Consider the following 16,246-nt stretch of genomic DNA (forward strand, 5'->3'; position numbering starts at 1 on the left):
TCTGGCGGGCGAGGCCCGGGGCGCCCCGATCGGGGGCGGGCAAACGCCGGATTCTAACGGAAAGTGGGGGTTTGTGAAAAGCAGGTGCGGCGGTTTGCCCCGCCGGCCGGTCGAGCAAGGGGTCGGGGTTTCATGTCGTTTGCGCCCGTTAGCGTTGATTCACGCTCAGCCGCCCCGGACCGGTCAGAACAAGTGCGAGGGCGGTAAACAGAAACATGCCCTGCAGCTCGAGGGCCCAGCCGCCGACATCGGTCATGTCCAGCAGCTCGTGCCGGTGGGCGAGAGCAAAGGCGAACAGCATGTTGACGGCGATAAGCCCGGCGCCGACCCGGGCATACCACCCGATCAATAGCAGTATCGGCCCCAGTACCTCCCCGAGGTAGGTGCCGTAGGCCACGAAGCCGGGTAGCCCTGCACCCTCGGCCATCTGCTCGATCGGGGTGATGCCGCCGGTTATTTTCGCGATACCGTGCAGCAGTATAAGGATTCCAAGGGTCAGGCGGAGTAGGAGTTTGCCGACGTCGTCGCTCAGATTGTCCCGCATCGGTATCCCTCTGATGTCTTGTTCTTCAAGCGTAGTTGAAGGTGCGGGCGAAGAGGCTGGGGGCCTTTTACTGGCCGGCCTCTCCGGACTCGCTCGAAGCCGGGTTTTCCATCTCTGCGACGCGCTTTTCCAGGGCCTCCAGCTTGCTGCGGGTCCTGGCCAGCACCTGTGTCTGCACCTCGAATTCCTCGCGGGTCACAAGGTCCAGTTTGGCGAAACTGGATTGGAGCACGGCGCGGAAATTCTTCTCCAGATCGTTCTGCAGGTCACGGGCCCCCTGCGGCAGGGCTTGTGTCAGCCGCTGCGCCAGATCATCGATAAATCGGGTATCCATCGCTCATTTCCCCTGTGGTTTTTACATAGTGGTTCATGCGGAAAATAGTGTAACGCTCAGCCGGTCTCACAAGCGCTCTCGGCAAGACGCAGGAGCGCAGGACTGGGTGTCACACTATTTTCCGCATGAACCATGAGTGTAAGTCATTCGTTTCCTGCCCGTCTTCTCCGCACCGTTTTAGTGCGTCGAGCTCGCCGCCCCCTCATCTTTGGTGCGCGGGGCTCGGCCGATAAGCTCCCGCTCCGTGTAACCCTTTGTATTTTCGCATTTTCATCGAAATGGCACGGCAGATGCAGACAGGGAGGGTGAAGACAAATCACTCCTGGAGGAGAAAAATGAGCAAGTTGGTAAAGACAGTGATCGCCGCTTCGGTCGCCACCGTCGCCCTCGGCAGCGGTGTCGCCATGGCCGAGGTCTCCGCCAATATCGGCGCCACCAGCAACTACATCTGGCGCGGCCTGACCCAGACCGACGATCAGGCGGCAATCTCCGGCGGCCTGGATTACGAGGCCGCGTCCGGTTTCTACCTCGGGACATGGGCCTCCAATCTGGACGGCGGTAACTACGAGCTGGATCTCTATGCCGGTTTCAGCGGCGAGGCCGGAAGTATCGGCTACGACCTCGGGGCGATCCACTACGCCTATCCGATCGGAGACGACGAACTCGATTTTACCGAACTCTACGGGAGTCTCGGCTTCGGGCCGGTCACCGGTTCCGTCGCCTATACCGTCGATTCCGAAGCCGGCGGTGACGATAGCGACCTCTACTACAGCCTTTCCGGGGATATCCCGCTCAAGGAAGACCTGTTTGTTGGTGTGCTGGCGGGTCGATACGACTTTGATGCTGCCGACGCCGAGGATTACACGCACTTCCAGCTCGCCCTGACCAAAAGCGCAGCGGAGTTCGGTGACTTCACCTTTGCCGTGGACAAGACCGATCTGGACGAGGGCAGCCTCGATGATCCGCGCGTCTCCGTCTCCTGGAACAAGTCCCTGGACCTCTGAGCACTGACGCCCTCCGCTGCGGCGGACCGACCGAGGAGAAAACTCATGAAACTGGTAACCGCAATCATCAAGCCCTTCAAGCTGGATGACGTGCGTGAGGCCCTGTCGGACATCGGCGTGCAGGGGATCACCGTCACCGAAGTGAAGGGTTTCGGACGACAGAAGGGCCACACCGAGCTCTATCGCGGTGCGGAGTACGTGGTGGACTTTCTGCCCAAGGTGAAAGTCGAGGCGGCGGTGGGCGATGACCTGGTCGACCAGGTCATCGAGGCCGTCAGCAGTGCCGCCAATACGGGCAAGATCGGTGACGGCAAGATATTCGTCTCCGATCTCGAACAGGCCGTCCGCATCCGCACCGGTGAAGCCGGTCCGGAAGCCCTGTGAAGAGGATTGAATGATGGATGCTGTAAAAGAGTTGGCCTATGCGCTCGACACCTTCTATTTCCTGATGTCGGGGGTTCTGGTCATGTGGATGGCGGCCGGCTTTTCCATGCTCGAGGCCGGCCTTGTGCGTGCGAAGAATACCGCCGAAATCCTCACCAAGAATATCGCCCTGTATGCCATCGCGAGCATCATGTACATGCTGGTCGGTTACAACATCATGTACGGCGACGGTATCAATTCGGTGATTCCGGGCCTGAGCTTCCTGCTTGGTGGTGATAACGCCACCGAGGCGGTGCTGGCCGGTGGTGAGGATGCGCCGTACTACTCGAACATGTCCGACTTCTTCTTCCAGGTGGTGTTCGTCGCCACTGCCATGTCCATTGTCTCCGGCGCGGTGGCGGAGCGCATGAAGCTGTGGACCTTTCTCGCCTTCGCGGTGGTGATGACCGGTTTCATCTATCCGGTGCAGGGCTTCTGGAAATGGGGCGGCGGCTTCCTCGACGGCCTTGGCTTTCTGGACTTCGCCGGCTCCGGCGTGGTGCATCTGACCGGCGCCGCGGCGGCTCTGGCGGGTGTCCTGCTGCTCGGTGCGCGCCGGGGCAAGTACGGCGAACACGGCGAGGTGAACGCCATTCCCGGTGCCAATCTGCCACTGGCCACCCTGGGTACCTTCATCCTCTGGATGGGCTGGTTCGGCTTCAACGGTGGTTCCGAACTGATGCTCTCCAACGTGGCCGAAGCCAATGCCGTATCAATGATCTTCGTCAACACCAACATGGCCGCTGCCGGTGGTGTGGTGGTCGCCCTGGTCGCCGCCCGCCTGCTGTTCGGCAAGGCCGACCTGACCATGGCCCTTAACGGGGCCTTGGCCGGGCTGGTGGCGATCACGGCCGAACCGTTGACGCCGGGCGCCCTGGCCGCGACCTTCATCGGCAGTATCGGCGGCGTGTTGGTGGTGCTCTCCATCGTCACCCTCGACAAGCTGAAGATCGACGACCCGGTCGGCGCCATCTCTGTCCACGGCGTGGTCGGCCTGTGGGGCCTCCTCGCCGTACCCCTGACCAACGCGGATGCCTCCATCGGCAGCCAGCTCATCGGCGCCGGCACCATCTTCGTCTGGGTCTTCGGCGCCAGCTTCGTGGTCTGGCTGATTCTCAAGGCCGTGATGGGGATCCGCGTCAGCGAAGAGGATGAGTACACGGGCGTCGACTTCTCCGAATGCGGCCTCGAGGCCTACCCGGAATTTAGCCCCGGAAAATAGAGGGAAAGGAAACCCTGGCAGCCTGCTTTCACGAGTAGCGGCATTGCGGGCACCGACAGGTGCCCGCTTTTTTTTTTGGGTTTAACCACGGGTGCACGGGGATCACGGGGTGGAAAAGTTTATTACCACAGATGGCACGGAGGAACGCTTTTGATAAAGGATTTTCCATGGTGCGCCACTCAGAGCAACGGTCGGCGGCGGTGAATCGAGGAACCACTTGTCTGCCTCTGTGATCTCTGTGGTCACCGCTTTTTCGTTACCCTGTGTCCCCCGTGCTCCCCGTGGTTAAAGATCCTTGTGCGAACCATCGCAAAAAGGCTGGTTGCCGCTGGCCCGGCAGCCGCACAGGCCTGCCTTGCGGTCTTCTTCGATGGTGAATTTCCTGGGAGTGAAACCGGTGCCCTTGTGGGAGCCGTCGCAGAACGGCTGGCTGGCGCTTCGGCCGCAGGTGCAATAGAAGTAATCGCCGGCTTTGAGGGCGACGACGTAAGGACCCTTTTTTGCGGCCACGGGATCGGACATCGGATGTTCTCCTGGTTTATTGAATACGCCCAATACCATAGCGTAATGCTCAGGAATGTTCCAGGGTGACATTCGCCCGAACACCGTAGGATAGGGTGAGCCTGCGAACCCCATCATTGAGTCGGATACGGTGGTTTTTCGATGGGGTTCGCGGGGCTCACCCCATCCTGCGGAGATCGAAGCCTCAGCCCGGTAGGAGGCGCGCCCCCGCGGCGATTTTCGTCGCGGCCATCGCGCCGGGGGCGGCCCTCCTACCAGGGAGGGGCAGGTCGCAGGCCTGGATTTAGCGGTGGGTTACGGCGCGCGCAGGAAACGGTTGCACCTGCCGGCATTCACCGGAAACCGTAGGATGGGGTGAGCCTGCGAACCCCATCATTGAATCCGATACGGTGGTTTTTCGATGGGGTTCGCGGGGCTCACCCCATCCTGCGGAGATCGAAGCCTCAGCCCGGTAGGAGGCGCGCCCCCGCGGCGATTTTCGTCGCGGCCATCGCGCCGGGGGCGGCCCTCCTACCAGGGAGGGGCAGGTCGCAGGCCTGGATTTAGCGGTGGGTTACGGCGCGCGCAGGAAACGGTTGCACCTGCCGGCATTCACCGGAAACCGTAGGATGGGGTGAGCCTGCGAACCCCATCATTGAATCCGATACGGTGGTTTTTCGATGGGGTTTGCGGGGCTCACCCCATCCTGCGGAGATCGAAGCCTCGGCTCGGGTAGGAGGCGCGCCCTCGCGGCGATTTCGTCACGGCCATCGCGCCGGGGGCGGCCCTCCTACCAGGGACGGGCAGGTTGCCGGGCTCCTATAGCGAGGTCTGATCCGTTAGGATCGGCTCCGAATCCAACCGGAGAAATCCCCTGAGTCGTCTTGAACTCCAGCAGCTGAAGGCCCGCGGCACCGAGGCCATTGATCTGACGGTGGCCCCCGGCGAGTGTGTCTGCCTCTCGGGTCCCTCCGGTGCCGGGAAAACGGTGTTGCTGCGGGCGGTGGCGGACCTGGACCCCTATCAGGGGAAGGTCTTGCTCGACGGCAGGCCGGCTGATGCCTTTGCGCCGTCCGAATGGCGCGCGCAGGTCGGCCTCCTGCCGGCGGAGAGCCAGTGGTGGCATGACCGGGTGGGTGATCACTTCTGCCGAATCGAACCGGAGCATTGGCAGCGGCTCGGTTTCGATACGCAAGCTGCCGGATGGGCGGTGGAGCGCCTCTCCACGGGTGAACGGCAGCGGCTGGCCCTGCTGCGCCTGCTGGCTAATGGTCCGGTTGCACTGTTGCTGGATGAGCCGACCGCCGCCCTGGATCCCGAAAACGTGGCCCGTGCCGAGACGGTGATTGCTGCGTACCGTCGCGAGCAGCACGCTCCGGTGCTATGGGTCAGTCATGATCCGGAGCAGATCCGGCGTGTCGCCGACCGCCATTTCCGCATCGAGGGTGGACGCCTGAGTGAGGTGCCCCTGTGACCATTATCTCCCTCTCGCCTCTGGATCTCTCCCTGGCGGCGCTGCTGATCCTGGCGCTGGCCTTTCTGAGCTGGCGCATGCACTTGGGGCTGGGCTCGGGTCTGCTGATCGCGGGGGCGCGCACAGTAATCCAGCTGCTGCTGATCGGACTGGTGCTGGAGGCCCTGTTCCGCAATGTCGACCTTGGTTGGATTGCGCTGCTCAGCCTGGTCATGCTCTCGGTAGCGGGTCGTGAAATCATGGCGCGACAGAAAAAGCGTTTTGCCGGTTGGTGGGGGTATGGTGTCGGCACACTATCGATGTTTGTCTCCTCGTTTACCGTGACCGTGCTGGCGCTGGTGGTGGTGATCGGCACCGAACCCTGGTATCAGCCCCAATACGCCATTCCCCTTCTCGGGATGCTGCTCGGCAATACCATGAACGGCATTGCCCTCGGGCTGGATCGACTTACCTCCAGTGCCTGGACACAGTTCCGGGTCATCGAAGCCCGTCTGATGCTGGGCCATTCAGGTGCACAGGCCATCGAGGACATTCGCCGTGAGAGCATTCGCACCGGCCTCATCAACATCATGAACGCCATGGCGGCGGCCGGCATCGTCAGCCTGCCGGGAATGATGACGGGTCAAATCCTTTCGGGTACTCCCCCTATCGAGGCGGTGAAGTACCAGATTTTGATTATGTTCCTGATTGCCGGGGGCACCGGATTCGGCACCCTGGTGGCAGTCTGGCTCGGGGCGCGTCGACTGTTCGACGAAAGAGAGCGGTTGCGCCTCGACCGCTTGAAGAGCGGCTGACCCGTTGCGGCAGGAGGCCCGATATCGGGTCAGGACCTGACCCGGACTCCCTCGAATGCCTCCCGCATGAAGGGCGGCAGTGCAAAGGCGGCCCTGTGAATATCGGCGCTGTAATAAGCAGTTGGAAATGCCTTTTTGCGGGCATCCACTTCCCGGAATTCGTCCATCACCGCGCCCTTGCCAGCGAGTGTCGCACTCCACCATCCGCTGGGGTAGACAGGCTGGGGAAACTGCAGCGTGCGTACATCCGGGAAGCCGGCATTTCGCATCGCTCTGTGCATCTCCGTTAGCAGCCGCATGTGAAGCAGCGGTGACTCACTCTGCTGCACGAGAATCCCGTCTTCTCCCAGGCCCCGTTCAACGAGTCGCTCTATCGTGCGCTCGCCGCTCTACGACCTCGATGTGCAGGGTCGGCGCCGGGTCCTCAGTGACGCCGAGTACCAAGTGTGCCATCGCCGAGATCGAGGCGGCGGTCAATCGCTACTGCAACAATGCGGCCACGGCGGGCAGGCAGAGGCAGGCGTCGAGGCCGCCGCCCGGCCGGTTGTGCAGGCGGACCTCTCCGCCGTGGTCGCATGCGATATTTCGGGCGATCCCCAGGCCGAGTCCGCTGCCGCCGGTGCGGCGGTTGCGTGAAGGTTCAAGCCGGTAGAACGGCTCGAATACATTCTGCAATTCACTTTCCGGAAGTCCCGGCCCGTCGTCACTGACCGTAATGTGGATTTCCTCCGCGTTGTGGGTGGCAAACAGCCGTGCCTGTCCTCCGTAGCGGGCCGCGTTATCGATCAAATTACCCAGACAGCGCTTGATGGCCAGCGGACGGGCCAGGATCTGTGCGACCTCGCACTGCTCCAGACTGACTGAGTGGCCAAGTTCCTCGGCCTCGGCGCACAAGGTATCGAGCAGGGCCGGCAGGTGGATGAGCCGGGGTGTTTCGTTGTCCTGGGCGCTGTGCATGAAATCGATGGTGGCCAGGATCATCGATTCTATCTCCTCGAGGTCGTGCTGGGTGCGCTGACGAAGTTCCGGGTCGGCGATCGATTCGCTGCGCAGGCGCAGGCGGGTGATGGGAGTCTTGAGATCGTGCGAGATGGCGGCAAGGATGCGGGTGCGCTCTCTGATCGATTTTTGGAGCTCATGCTGCATGCGGTTGAAGGCGTGCGTGGCGTGGACCACTTCCAGTGCACCCCGCTCGGGCAGGGGCGGCTGGTTGAGGTCGCGGCCAAGACGGGTGGCGGCGCGCGAGAGGGTGGTCAGGGGGCGGGTCAGGCTGTGTACGGCGAGCAGGGAGAAGACGACCACGCTGAGAACCAGGATGCCCAGCATGCTCAATACGCGACGTGGCCAACCGACCAATTCAAGCGGGATGCGGTGGGAGAAACTGACATAGCCGCCGTCGTTGAGCGCCACGGTCACATCGAGCAGCACTTCGTACAGATCGGATTCGGTATGGATCCAGAAGCGCCGGCCGGCATCCAGTTGATTGGCCAGCGTGGCGTTGAGGGTGCTCGGGTGCATGCCCGTGGCCTCGGTATGGGAACTGGTGGGAATGTATGAGCCCGTGCGCAGTGCAATGCTGCGATAGGGCCGTTCGAGTACTAACAGCAGGTGCTGGCGTTGGTTTGGCGACAACTGGTCGAGCAGTTGTACGCTATCGGCGATCTCCCGCATGAAAGTAAAACCGTTGACCTGTTTCATCAATTCGAAGCGTTCATGGGAGAGCAGGTAGAGGCTGAACAGGATGGTGCCCAGAAGGGTGCCGATTAAGACCAATACCAAACGGGCGAACAGGGCCCGCGGCCACAGCCGTAACTTCACTCGTGGGTGACCTCGGCGGCCAGGATGTAACCGATACCCCAAACCGTCTTCAGCAGGCGCGGGCTGCGTGCATCGTCACCCAATCTGCGGCGCAGGCGGCTGATGGTCATGTCAATACCGCGATCGTAAGGCAGACCTTCGCGGGCGCGCAGCAACTCGATGATCTGGTCCCGAGAGAGTACTCGCAGCGGGTGTTCGAGAAATACGCCCAACAACCGGTATTCTGCCCCGGTCAGCGGCGTTACCAGGCCGTTGGCCGATTCCAGGTGGCGGCCGGTGTTGTCCAGTGTCCATAGATCGAAACGAATGCGGCCCGCCCGCGCAGCCGGGCACTCTTCGGGCGGCAAGGCACGCACCCGGCGTAGCACGCCCTTGATGCGTGCGAGCAGTTCGCGTGGCTCGAAGGGTTTGGCCAGGTAGTCGTCGGCGCCCATCTCCAGACCGAGGATTCGGTCGGCCGCATCACCGCGTGCAGTGAGAATGATCACCGGGAAGTCGCCAGCTCCGATATAGGTATTGTTGCCACGCAGATTGCGGCAGATACTCAAGCCGTCCTCGTCGGGCAGCATCAGATCGAGGGTCAGCAGATCGATGCGAGTCTTGCGCAAAACTTGGCGCATGGCGTGGGCGTCCGCGGCCACGCTCGTGCGGTAGCCATTGCGCGAAAGATAGTCGCTCAGCAGTTGGCGGACCTCCGCATCGTCATCGACGACCAGGATATGATCGACTTGTTCCGCCAAATTTCCCTCCTCCACACAGCTGCCGCAAGCACGTTATCAATCAATTTGTAACAAAAACTAACAATCACCCACTTGGTGAAAAATTGTTACCAAAAACCGTTTGAGTTTGTTTTGTTGCATCAGGATTATATCGCGTCCCTAGTGACCACATAACTTTTTTGGCTGTGTTATTTGCCGGGTTGTTGCGGCATTTGGCCGGAAAATATAGTCATTCTGATAAATGGCAGGAAATAAATATTCGGGGGAATTGGCCGGGGATAGTGGAATGAAAAAAACAAACGCGAGAAAAATTATCACGCATGCCGTTTTACTTGCCCTCTGGGACGTGGTACAGGCGCAGGAAGAGGTGGCCGAGGCGCCGAACATTATGGTGACCGCCACCCGCACCGAGCAGGCGGTGGAGGATGTCAACGCCTCGGTCGAGGTGATCGATCGCGCGCAGATAGAATCGTTTTCCGGCGACAGCGTTACCGAGATTTTGGAGTCGGCGACCGGTGTCGATATCGCCGAACGGGGCAACGAGACTCGGGTTTCGCTGCGCGGTATGAATTCCGACCAGACCCTGATCCTGGTCGATGGACTGCGCCGTACCGACAAGGCGTCGGGGAGTGTGATCACCAATATCCAGGTCGAGGATATCGAGCGCATCGAGATCGTGCGCGGGCCAATGTCGGCCCTCTACGGCTCCGATGCAATGGGTGGGGTGATCAATATCATCACAGCCAAACCGGAGGCAGGTACCCGCTACGGCTTCGACCTCACCCTGGGAGCGACCGACGACAACCAGCGCGAAACTGCGATCCTCGGTGGCTATCTAAACTGGAACACCGGCAGGGCCGGCCACCGCCTGAGCTTCGAAGGCAAGAACCGGGGGGACTACCGCACGGACGAGGACAACCCTGATACCGACCAGCGTGAGGAGGAGCGCCAGAGTGTCGCCTACCGCGGTCGCTATGCCCTGAATGACTCGGACGAGGTGCACTGGGGTATCGAGTATGCCGAGCAGGATGACGAAGGAGTCGGGCTCGACACCCGGGGTAATCCGGTCGATATGATTGAGACTGAGGAGCGCCACCACCTTTCGCTCGGCTATGAGGCGCTGGTCGCTGAGGGGGTCGCCGCACTGGACTTCGGGCATGGTGTTTCCGACTCTACCTCAGATAAGGGAACCTCGAACCCCGATGACACCACCTCCACCAAGGATGAGGTGCAGTTACAGTACACTTTCTGGCCGACCAGCGCCCATACAACCAATGTGGGTTACGGCTTTGTCGGTGAAGAGTTCGATTCGACAGCGATTGCGGGTAGCGAAGATCGCGAGGTCAACAGCGCCTTTTTTCAGGACCAGTGGGCGATGCTGGAGCAGGTCGATCTGACCGTCGGTGCCCGCTACGACGACTACAGCGATTTCGGCAATGCCACCAGCCCGAACCTCTCCTTGGCGTGGCGTCCCGGTCCCTGGACTCTGCGGGCCGGTTACGGTGAGGCGTTCCGTGCGCCGACCATGATGGAACTCTATGCCGACTACTCACTTGCACAAAAAGACCGCATCGGTAATCCCGATCTTGACGCCGAGACCTCGCGCACGGTGGAGGCGGCGCTGGCCCGCCGCTTTGGCCGGGGTAATATCGAGCTGGTGGTCTACCGGACTGAGGTCGACGATCTGATCCAGAAATACTTCGTCAAGCCGACGCCGCGGCGGATCGAGTCGTTTCAGAACATCGATAGTGCCGAGATTGATGGCATAGAGCTGAGCTGGCGATTCCGCCCGGCTGGGACCTGGCAGATCAACGGTTCGGTAGAGTATCTCGATGCTGAGGATGCCGATATCGGTGAGCCGCTGGACCATCGGGCCGATCTGACGGCGAAGCTGGATGGCAGTGTGCGTTTTGGACCGACGACTTACCGCCTGCGTGTCAATCACACCCACGACTATCTGGGCAACGACGGCATCTCAAGTCTGGATTCCTACTATAGCAATTTCACCAGCGTCGATTTCCGTCTCGACTACCAGCTATCGCGCCAGCACGGACTCTTCTTCGGCATCGACAACCTGTTTGACGAGACGGTGCCGGATAACATGCAGGCGGGTGGCGCTCCGTCTGATCCTGGTGCTCGCTACTTCTATACCGGCTATCGCAGTCGCTTCTGACAATCAGACAGTATCTAACAACACGAAAGGAGATATTTATGAACAAAAGACTTTGGACAGTGGCGGCGGTTGTTGCCGGCGGTGTGTGGTTCGGCGCAAGTGCCTGGGCGATGGGGCCGAACGAGACCTGCCCGACCGGCCCGGGTGGCGGAACGCAACCGCCGATGATGACGCTCATGAACCTGGATGCGGAGTTGCAACTCAGTGAGGCGCAGCGGGGCGCATGGGATGAGTTTGTCACGACGGTCAACGCTCGTCGTTCGGAGATGATGGGCTTCATGATGGCACAGCGCAACGCGGGCGCGAGCAGCGGGCCGGCCTACGATAACCTGCGCAACAATGCCCAGCGGATGGAGAAGCGTATGACCATGATGCGCACCATGGCTGATGCGCTGGAGCAGCTCTATGCCAAGCTGACACCCGAGCAGCAGGCGGTTATCGATCGTACCATCGCCGGTCATGAAGGGCACGGCGGCTGAGCGCCTACGTCTGGAGGTTGGCGAAGGCCTCCTTCATGAACGGCGGCAGGGCCAGCGCCCCCTGGTGCACCTCGGGGCTGTAGTAGCGGGTGGCGAAGGGGCGGTTGGCGGCGTCGGCCTCGCGGAAGCCTTCGATGGGGCCGTCCTTGCGCGCCAGGGTCGCGCTCCACCAGCCCGAGGGGTAGACCGGCTGGGGAAAGTGCAGGGTGTGGCTGTCGGCAAAGCCCGCCTTGCGCATGTAGCGGTGTATCTCGCCTAGCAGGCGCATGTGGTACAGGGGGGATTCGCTCTGCTGGACCAGCAGGCCGTGTTCGCCCAGGGCGGCATGGCAGTCGCCGTAGAAGGGTTCGCCGAACAGCCCCTCGGCCGGGCCAATGGGGTCAGTCGAATCGACGATGATCACGTCATAGCTCCCCGGTGCGGCCTCCTTGACCCAGCGAATGCCATCGGCGAAGTGCAGCTCGGCCCGCGGGTCGTCGTTGGACTCACACAATTCCGGAAAGTATTTCTCGGCGGCACGGGTGACGCCCTCGTCGATATCCACCTGCAGTGCTCGTTCGACTTCCGAATGACGCAGAACTTCCCGGAGCGTTCCGCAATCACCTCCCCCGATAATCAGGACCCGTTTTGGGGCCGGATGGGTGTAAAGTGCGGGATGGCTCATCATCTCGTGATAAAGGAAATTGTCGCGGCTGGTGAGCATTACGAAACCGTCGATAACCATGAGGTTGCCGAACTTTTCCGTCTCGTAGACTTCAATCTTCTGAAAAGCTGTCTGCTCTTCGTGGAGTCTGCTTTTGACCTTCAACGAAAAAGCGCTACCGTGCTCCTCGCAGGGCTCGCTCCACCAGTTGCCTTCCAGTCGGTTCATGACGCATTCTCCGGTACGTTTCGGGGGCGGATGGAAGATACCGGATCGCTCCCGAAGGGGCCAGTCTGACGACCAGTGGCGAGTAGCGAGTGGCGAGTGGCTAGTGGCTAGGAGCGTTAGGGTGACGCAGGCCGACATGTGGCGGCAATAGAGAGTATGGAACCTATTCTCGAGGATGCCCGAGCTGGATGGGCCGGTCTATTCGGATAGGCTCTTGGTGGAGAAGTAACCTCACCACTCGCCACTCGCCACTCATCACTAGCCACTGTGCTTTCATCTCTTTACGATTACCGCAACGCGCAACGGGCAGCTCTAATGAACTGGACCATCCAACAGGCACGTACCGGCTACAACATCGCTCACTGGGGTGATGGCTATTTCGATATCAGTGACCGCGGTCATATCAGTGTCCATCCGGAGCGTGATCCGGGCCGGGGCATCGATTTTCATGAGCTGGCCAAGGGATTGTCCGCGGCCGGACTCACCTTTCCGGTGCTGGTGCGGTTCGCCGGGATCCTGCACGACCGGGTGCGCACGCTGGTTGGCGCCTTTGCTAGCGCGATGGAGGAGGACGGCTTTCAGGGTGGCTATACCGCAGTCTATCCCATCAAGGTGAACCAGCAGCGGGCGGTCATCGAGGAGATCCTGCATGCGGGAGACGGGCAGGTCGGGCTGGAGGCGGGCAGCAAGCCGGAGTTGATGGCGGTGCTGGCCATGGCGCCCCGGGACGGCACGATCATCTGCAACGGCTACAAGGATCGCGAATACATCCGGCTGGCATTGATCGGCAAGGCCCTTGGTCACCGTCTGCATATCGTCATCGAAAAGCTCTCCGAGCTGCGACTGATCATCGAGGAGTCCCGGGCGCTGGGTATCCAGCCGCTGCTCGGTGTACGGGTGCGGCTGGCTTCCATCGGCAAGGGCAATTGGCAGAACACCGGCGGCGAAAAGGCCAAGTTCGGACTCTCGTCGCTGCAGGTACTGGAGGTGATCTCGCGGCTGCGAGAGGCCGAGCTGCTGGATTCCCTCCGGCTGGTGCACGTTCACCTCGGTTCACAGATCGCCAATATCCGGGATATCCACCGCGGTATGCGCGAGGTGGCCCGCTTCTATGCGGAGCTGCGCCGTTACGGCGCGCCAATCGAAAGCGTCGATGTCGGCGGTGGCCTGGGTGTCGATTACGAGGGCACCCGTTCCCGCAGTTTCTATTCGATGAATTACAGCATCGAAGAATATGCGCGAGCCATTGTCCGCAATCTGTGGGAGGTCTGTGCCGAACAGCAGCTGCCGCATCCGGCAATCATCACCGAGTCGGGCCGCGCCATGACCGCGCACCATGCGGTCCTCGTCACCAATGTCATCGATGTGGAGCAGGCCCCGGATGGTCCGCCGGGAGCGGCACCGGCCGCCGATGCGCCGATGATTGTGCATGACCTCTGGAATGGCCTTTCGGGACTCGATTCCCGTTCGGCGCTGGAGGTCTATCATGACGCGGTGCATTGGGTGAGCGAGGCGCAGTCGATGTTTACCCACGGCCTGCTGACCCTGAAACAGCGGGCCGAGGTCGAGCAGCTCTATTTTGCGATCTGCCGCCGGGTGCTGGATCTGCTCAGTCCCGAGCGCCGTGCCCATCGCGAGGTGATCGACGAACTCCACGAAAAGCTGGCGGACAAGTATTTCTGCAACTTCTCCCTGTTCCAGTCACTGCCGGATGTGTGGGGAATCGGTCAGGTGTTCCCGGTCATGCCGCTGCACTGGCATGACCGGGAGCCTACCCGTCGCGGCATTCTCCAGGACCTGACCTGCGATTCGGACGGCCGCATCGACGCCTACGTCGATCGTGAAGGGATCGAAGCCAGCCTGCCGCTGCACGAGGTGAAAACCGGAGAGGAGTACCTGCTCGGTTTTTTCCTCGTAGGCGCCTATCAGGAGATCCTGGGGGACATGCACAACCTGTTCGGGGATACCGATTCGGTGAATGTGGAACAGGACCCGGACGGGGGGTATCGACTGGTTGGTGCCACGCAGGGCGACAGTATCGATGACCTGCTGCGCTACGTAGAGTTTGATCCGGAGGTCCTGATGCAGACCTACCGCCGGAAGATTGCCGCTGCCGACCTCAGCGATCAGTATCGCCAGGAGTTTCTCGGCACCCTGGCCGCGGGCCTGCAGGGTTACACCTATCTGGAAGAGAAGTGATGCCGCCCCGCCTGTAGGTCGGCCTTTAGGCCGTCATCGGTTCGATGGGGTTCGCGGGGCTCACCCCATCCTGCGAAGATCGAAACCTCGGCCCCGGAGGAGGCGTGTCTAACCACCCCGCCGGAACTGGAAAGCCGGGCAGGAACCGTTGCACCTGTTGGCCTCGGCCCGGGGACCGTAGGATGGGGTGAGCCTGCGAACCCCATCATGAGCGGGATACCGTTGCACCTGCTGGCATTTCGACGGTCCAAACCCCCGACCTGCAAAGGTCGGCTATCGCCTCAACAGCCGCCACCAGCGCCAGACATTCAGCAGGCCGGCCAGCGAGGCGGCGAGGTAGGTGAAGGCCGCTGCGCGCAGCACCCGACGCACAGAGCGCTGGTCCTTCCCCTGGAGGTACTTGCCCCGCTCGAGGATTGGCATGGCCTTGCCGAAGCTTGCGTCCCACTCCAGCGGCAGGGTTGCCAGGTGGACCACTGCGGCACTACCAAGGCTCGCCATGGCGAGTCCAAACAGCAGCAGGCCGCTGGCCGGGACCCGGGTCAACGCCGTAACTACCGGGACCACCATGAGGGCTGCGGCACCGCCGCGCTGTGCGGTGTGGGCCAGCTTGACGAGGCGGTTTCGGGTGGCAAACAGGGACTCTCCCCGATAGTGCTGGATGGCGTGTCCCACCTCGTGGGCGGCCACGGCGACCGCGGTCAGGCTGCGCCCGTTGTAGATCCCGGGAGTCAATCGGACGGTCCGGGTCTCGGGGTCGTAATGATCGCCCTGATCGGTAGTGTCCAGGCGAATGCCGGTCAGTTCAAACCGGTCGATGAGGTGCTGCGCCAGCTCTCCGCCCGTCCCGGACAGGTCTGGCCGTTCCCCGCTGTATCGTTTGAAGATGTAACGCACCCAAAGCTGTGGGCCGAACAGAAGCCCCAGCAGCAGCAAGACAAACAGCGCAATATGCATTGAGATGAATCCGTCGAGCAGTCAGCCCGCACCATTCATGGTGAACCCTTCGGTGTCGTTCTGCCAGGCCCGCCATCCGCAAGCCCGTCTGCGGGCACGGGCGCCCTTGAAAGTCCCGGTGTTTACTACTTTGGACACAGCGTACGGTTTCCGTTCGTCACTTCCTGTGTTTGAGCAGCAAGAACTCGATATCGTTGTTCTGCAACAACTTCCGCGCCTGATCGAGCTTTTTCAAATCTTCGAAGGGACCCAGCTGCACACGGTGCCAGGTGTCCTTGTTGTCGATGGTCACGGTATGCACTCTTGCGACCAGGCCCAGCAGTGCCAGTTGTGCCCGGCGTGTATCGGCATCATCCGCGGTACTGAAAGAGCCTGCCTGGAGCAGATATTTTCCCGGCGGTGTCTCCTTGAGTTCCGGCTTCTGCAGGTCCTCTTCCGGGATCATCACCTCATACTCGGGCAGGAGCCTGTAGAAATCGAAGCGGACCCCCTCTTCCTTCTCCTTCACGGCGGGGGGGGGCGGCTGTTTCGTCACAGGCGCCGGACGCGGCTTCGCAACCGGTGCCGATGCACCGGCTTCGCCCCCGGGCACCGCACGGTCGGTGTTGATGTAGACCAGAAAGGCCACGAACAGGCCGATCAGCACCGTCGTGGTCATCCACAGCCAGGGAGACACCATCGGCTTTTTTTTTGCCCTCGAGCGGGATTTTCTGGCGTAGTCGCGCGTCATGGTC

At 61.4% G+C, this 16,246-nt stretch carries 16 protein-coding genes and 1 pseudogene; 8 read left to right on the forward strand and 9 right to left on the reverse strand.

Features of this window, described 5'->3' with window-relative positions; translation table 11 throughout:
- Positions 1–148 precede the first annotated feature (148 nt).
- The gene (locus BLP65_RS15135) at positions 149–544 is read right to left on the reverse strand and encodes a DoxX family protein (protein ID WP_092998905.1); all 396 of its coding nucleotides are present in this window, start codon (positions 542–544) and stop codon (positions 149–151) included.
- 67 nt (positions 545–611) lie between these two features.
- Positions 612–878 carry a ubiquinone biosynthesis accessory factor UbiK gene (gene ubiK, locus BLP65_RS15140; protein ID WP_092998907.1) on the reverse strand — a complete coding sequence of 89 codons (267 nt, stop codon included), beginning with the start codon at positions 876–878 and terminating at the stop codon, positions 612–614.
- Between the two features lie 335 nt (positions 879–1,213).
- On the opposite strand from ubiK, the gene BLP65_RS15145 reads away from it, so the two are divergent.
- Genes BLP65_RS15145 through BLP65_RS15155 form a run of 3 tightly spaced genes read left to right on the forward strand, consistent with a single transcriptional unit; the run spans position 1,214 to position 3,527 of the window.
- Positions 1,214–1,882, forward strand: a complete 669-nt coding sequence (locus BLP65_RS15145) for a TorF family putative porin (RefSeq protein ID WP_092998909.1) — start codon at positions 1,214–1,216, stop codon at positions 1,880–1,882.
- Positions 1,883–1,927: 45 nt separating this feature from the next.
- Positions 1,928–2,266, forward strand: a complete 339-nt coding sequence (gene glnK / locus BLP65_RS15150; protein WP_092998911.1) for a P-II family nitrogen regulator — start codon at positions 1,928–1,930, stop codon at positions 2,264–2,266.
- Between the two features lie 13 nt (positions 2,267–2,279).
- Positions 2,280–3,527: an ammonium transporter gene (locus BLP65_RS15155; protein ID WP_092998913.1), complete on the forward strand. Its 1,248-nt coding sequence runs from the start codon at positions 2,280–2,282 to the stop codon at positions 3,525–3,527.
- Positions 3,528–3,812: 285 nt separating this feature from the next.
- Here the strand turns inward: BLP65_RS15155 and BLP65_RS15160 are convergent, their stop codons facing one another.
- A complete protein-coding gene (locus tag BLP65_RS15160) occupies positions 3,813–4,121 on the reverse strand; it encodes a CDGSH iron-sulfur domain-containing protein (RefSeq protein ID WP_245688374.1) in 309 nt (102 codons plus the stop codon).
- 829 nt (positions 4,122–4,950) lie between these two features.
- Between BLP65_RS15160 and BLP65_RS15165 the strand changes: the two genes are divergently transcribed.
- Both BLP65_RS15165 and BLP65_RS15170 read left to right on the forward strand, forming a co-directional pair.
- On the forward strand, positions 4,951–5,502 hold the full coding sequence (locus BLP65_RS15165; RefSeq protein ID WP_317623062.1) for an ABC transporter ATP-binding protein: 552 nt from the start codon (positions 4,951–4,953) through the stop codon (positions 5,500–5,502).
- A complete protein-coding gene (locus BLP65_RS15170) occupies positions 5,499–6,296 on the forward strand; it encodes an ABC transporter permease (protein WP_092998919.1) in 798 nt (265 codons plus the stop codon). The genes BLP65_RS15165 and BLP65_RS15170 overlap by 4 nt, the downstream gene beginning before the upstream one ends.
- Positions 6,297–6,325: 29 nt before the next feature.
- On the opposite strand, the pseudogene BLP65_RS15175 reads toward BLP65_RS15170, so the two are convergent.
- The 3 genes and pseudogenes from BLP65_RS15175 to BLP65_RS15185 form a co-directional block, all read right to left on the reverse strand.
- Positions 6,326–6,664 (reverse strand): annotated as a pseudogene (locus BLP65_RS15175) (spermine/spermidine synthase domain-containing protein); the annotation flags it as partial.
- Positions 6,665–6,776: 112 nt separating this feature from the next.
- Positions 6,777–8,114 carry an ATP-binding protein gene (locus BLP65_RS15180; RefSeq protein ID WP_092998923.1) on the reverse strand — a complete coding sequence of 446 codons (1,338 nt, stop codon included), beginning with the start codon at positions 8,112–8,114 and terminating at the stop codon, positions 6,777–6,779.
- The gene (locus BLP65_RS15185) at positions 8,111–8,854 is read right to left on the reverse strand and encodes a response regulator (RefSeq protein WP_092998925.1); all 744 of its coding nucleotides are present in this window, start codon (positions 8,852–8,854) and stop codon (positions 8,111–8,113) included. The genes BLP65_RS15180 and BLP65_RS15185 overlap by 4 nt, the downstream gene beginning before the upstream one ends.
- A gap of 265 nt (positions 8,855–9,119) precedes the next feature.
- Here BLP65_RS15185 and BLP65_RS15190 point away from each other — a divergent pair, with 265 nt between their 5' ends.
- Together BLP65_RS15190 and BLP65_RS15195 are read left to right on the forward strand one after the other, a co-directional pair.
- Positions 9,120–11,006 (forward strand): TonB-dependent receptor plug domain-containing protein, encoded by a 1,887-nt coding sequence (locus tag BLP65_RS15190; RefSeq protein ID WP_175452614.1) that lies wholly within the window; start codon positions 9,120–9,122, stop codon positions 11,004–11,006.
- 38 nt (positions 11,007–11,044) lie between these two features.
- Positions 11,045–11,485, forward strand: coding sequence for a Spy/CpxP family protein refolding chaperone (locus BLP65_RS15195; RefSeq protein WP_092998929.1), 441 nt, complete (start codon positions 11,045–11,047; stop codon positions 11,483–11,485).
- A gap of 4 nt (positions 11,486–11,489) precedes the next feature.
- Here the strand turns inward: BLP65_RS15195 and speE are convergent, their stop codons facing one another.
- On the reverse strand, positions 11,490–12,356 hold the full coding sequence (speE, locus tag BLP65_RS15200; RefSeq protein WP_092998931.1) for a polyamine aminopropyltransferase: 867 nt from the start codon (positions 12,354–12,356) through the stop codon (positions 11,490–11,492).
- Positions 12,357–12,671: 315 nt separating this feature from the next.
- Here speE and speA point away from each other — a divergent pair, with 315 nt between their 5' ends.
- Positions 12,672–14,555, forward strand: a complete 1,884-nt coding sequence (gene speA / locus BLP65_RS15205; protein ID WP_092998933.1) for a biosynthetic arginine decarboxylase — start codon at positions 12,672–12,674, stop codon at positions 14,553–14,555.
- A 273-nt stretch (positions 14,556–14,828) separates the two neighbouring features.
- Here the strand turns inward: speA and BLP65_RS15210 are convergent, their stop codons facing one another.
- Together BLP65_RS15210 and BLP65_RS15215 are read right to left on the reverse strand one after the other, a co-directional pair.
- Positions 14,829–15,512 carry a zinc metallopeptidase gene (locus BLP65_RS15210; protein WP_092998935.1) on the reverse strand — a complete coding sequence of 228 codons (684 nt, stop codon included), beginning with the start codon at positions 15,510–15,512 and terminating at the stop codon, positions 14,829–14,831.
- 157 nt (positions 15,513–15,669) lie between these two features.
- Positions 15,670–16,242, reverse strand: a complete 573-nt coding sequence (locus tag BLP65_RS15215; RefSeq protein ID WP_092998937.1) for an SPOR domain-containing protein — start codon at positions 16,240–16,242, stop codon at positions 15,670–15,672.
- Between the last annotated feature and the right edge of the window lie 4 nt (positions 16,243–16,246).

The sequence above is a fragment of the Thiohalomonas denitrificans genome (assembly GCF_900102855.1).
GTDB lineage: Bacteria > Pseudomonadota > Gammaproteobacteria > Thiohalomonadales > Thiohalomonadaceae > Thiohalomonas > Thiohalomonas denitrificans.